This is a genomic window from Bradyrhizobium sp. (assembly GCF_049798375.1).
Classification (GTDB): domain Bacteria; phylum Pseudomonadota; class Alphaproteobacteria; order Rhizobiales; family Xanthobacteraceae; genus Bradyrhizobium.
On record NZ_JBARGP010000496.1, the window covers coordinates 1 to 2,395 of the forward strand.

Consider the following 2,395-nt stretch of genomic DNA (forward strand, 5'->3'; position numbering starts at 1 on the left):
ACCACCGAGCGGGCGAGCCCCTCCTCGCCGAGATCGTCCTGCAAAAATTCCTGCACCTCGCGGCCGCGCTCGCCGATCAGGCCGATCACCGAGATATCGGCATCGGCATTGCGCGCCAGCATCGACAGCAGCACCGACTTGCCGACGCCGGAGCCGGCAAAGATGCCCATCCGTTGGCCGCGACAGCAGGTCAAAAACGTATTCAGCGAGCGCACGCCGAGATCGATCGGGGCGCCGACCCGCTTGCGGGAATGCGCCGGGGGCGGCGTATTGCGGTAGGGCATCGGCGAGGCGCCCTGCTCGATCGGCCCCTTGCCGTCGATCGGCTCCCCCATCGCATTGAGGACGCGGCCGAGCCAGGCCGGCGACGGCCGCACTTGATTGGCGGCATTGGCGATGACGGCGCGGCAGCCGCGGCGGACACCATCCAACCCCGCAAACGGCATCACCACCGCATTCTTGCCGGAAAAGCCGATCACCTCGGCGGGGATGAACTGATTACCTCCGGTCTCGATCACGATGCGGGCGCCGACCGACATCGCATGGATCGGGCCGGCAATCTCGACCATCAATCCCTTCACGCCAACGACGCGCCCATAGATATTGACACCATCGATGTCGTTGATCTGCTCGGCCAGCGCCTTCATTGCGAAAACCTTAAATATGGGCGGCTCGAGCCGCTCCGCTTAACTTGGTGTTTACCCGCATCCTTAATCATTACGTCATGTCTTGGGTGACTGAGGACGCCCGGCTGCTGTCCGCGAGAACAGCTTGCCGCAAGAGTCGGTTAGGTCCGTCTCTTAACATGGAGCTTGAACGAGGTCGGTTTCGAAAAGCTGGTTCGTCGCAATGTCTTAGCGCGATTCGATGAAAAATGCACGGATAGTGCTTGCGCAGATGAATCAGATTTTGTTAACCATCTTTTGTCAGGATCCGAATCAGTTGTTCAAAGGCGTTTTGAGTGCCGCAGTGTGTGCGGCCGACCTGACGCCCGGAGCGGCGACTATTGGGGAACTGGCATGCGCGTTTTGCTGATTGAAGATGACAGCGCCGTCGCGCAGTCCATCGAGCTGATGCTGAAGTCTGAGAGCTTCAACGTCTACACGACGGACCTCGGGGAAGAAGGCGTCGACCTCGGCAAGCTCTACGATTACGACATCATCCTTCTCGACCTTAATCTGCCGGACATGTCGGGTTACGACGTGCTCAAGCAGCTGCGCGTCTCGAAGATCAAGACGCCGATCCTGATCCTGTCGGGCCTCGCCGGCACCGAGGACAAGGTCAAGGGTCTCGGCTTCGGCGCCGACGACTACATGACAAAGCCCTTCCACAAGGACGAGCTGATCGCCCGCATTCATGCGATCGTGCGCCGTTCCAAGGGCCACGCCCAGTCGGTGATCCAGACCGGCGACCTGGTCGTCAACCTCGACACCAAGACGGTGGAAGTCGGCGGCCAGCGCGTGCACCTGACCGGCAAGGAATACCAGATGCTGGAGCTGCTCTCGCTCCGCAAGGGCACCACCCTCACCAAGGAGATGTTCCTCAACCATCTCTACGGCGGCATGGACGAACCGGAACTGAAGATTATCGACGTCTTCATCTGCAAGCTCCGCAAGAAGCTCGCCAACGCCTCCGAGGGCCGCAACTTCATCGAGACCGTCTGGGGCCGCGGCTACGTGCTGCGCGAGCCGCACGACATCGACGAGCGCATCCCCGCCTGATTCCCTGGTTTCTCGCGCGAGCCCAGGCCGGGCCTTCAAACCCGGTTCCACGGCTTGCTCCTCCCAGACTGAACCCCCGCCGCAAATGGCGGGGTTTTTGTTTGTGGAGACGGCGCAACAAGCAAGCCAAGGGCGCGGTGCCGTAGGGTGGGCAAAGGCGTGCTCACGGAATCTCCGCATTGACGAATGCAGACGCGCCGTGCCCACCATGAGCTGGCTCGCAAGTCACCGGTGGGCACGCTTCCGCCTTCGCCCTGCGGGCTTCGACGGACAAGCCGCTTTGCCCACTTCCGCCATCTACTCGTCCTTCCCCCGTCACTCCGGGCAGCCGCGACCGCGGCTGAGCCCGGAACCCATAACCACGATCGGGAGTATGGATCCAGGCTCGCGCTGCGCGCGCCCCGGAATGACCACGGGTTTGTCGAACGATCGGTCCAAACACAGCTTCTCGCTCTCGCGGCGCATCACGCCCGAGTCTGTCCAGGAAATCCATCGCCCCATCGAACAAGGGCGCAGGGAAGGCCGGGCGCTGGCCGCGCCCGTGGTCTGCGTGCAAAAAAGCACGCGGTCGTCACCACAGGTTTGGCCGAAAACGCCCGGCCTTCCCCGCGCGATGGTTTGGCGGCTTATACGCGATCTCCCTGGGGACCGGCTGTCTTGCCCCCATCATCCGC

At 62.4% G+C, this 2,395-nt stretch carries 1 protein-coding gene and 1 pseudogene; one reads left to right on the forward strand and one right to left on the reverse strand.

What is annotated here, in order from left to right:
- Positions 1-647 (reverse strand): annotated as a pseudogene (gene fliI, locus WA702_RS20220) (flagellum-specific ATP synthase FliI); the annotation flags it as partial.
- Positions 648-1,019: 372 nt separating this feature from the next.
- Here fliI and ctrA point away from each other — a divergent pair.
- Positions 1,020-1,721, forward strand: coding sequence for a response regulator transcription factor CtrA (gene ctrA, locus WA702_RS20225; protein ID WP_425112319.1), 702 nt, complete (start codon positions 1,020-1,022; stop codon positions 1,719-1,721).
- The last annotated feature ends 674 nt before the right edge of the window (positions 1,722-2,395 follow it).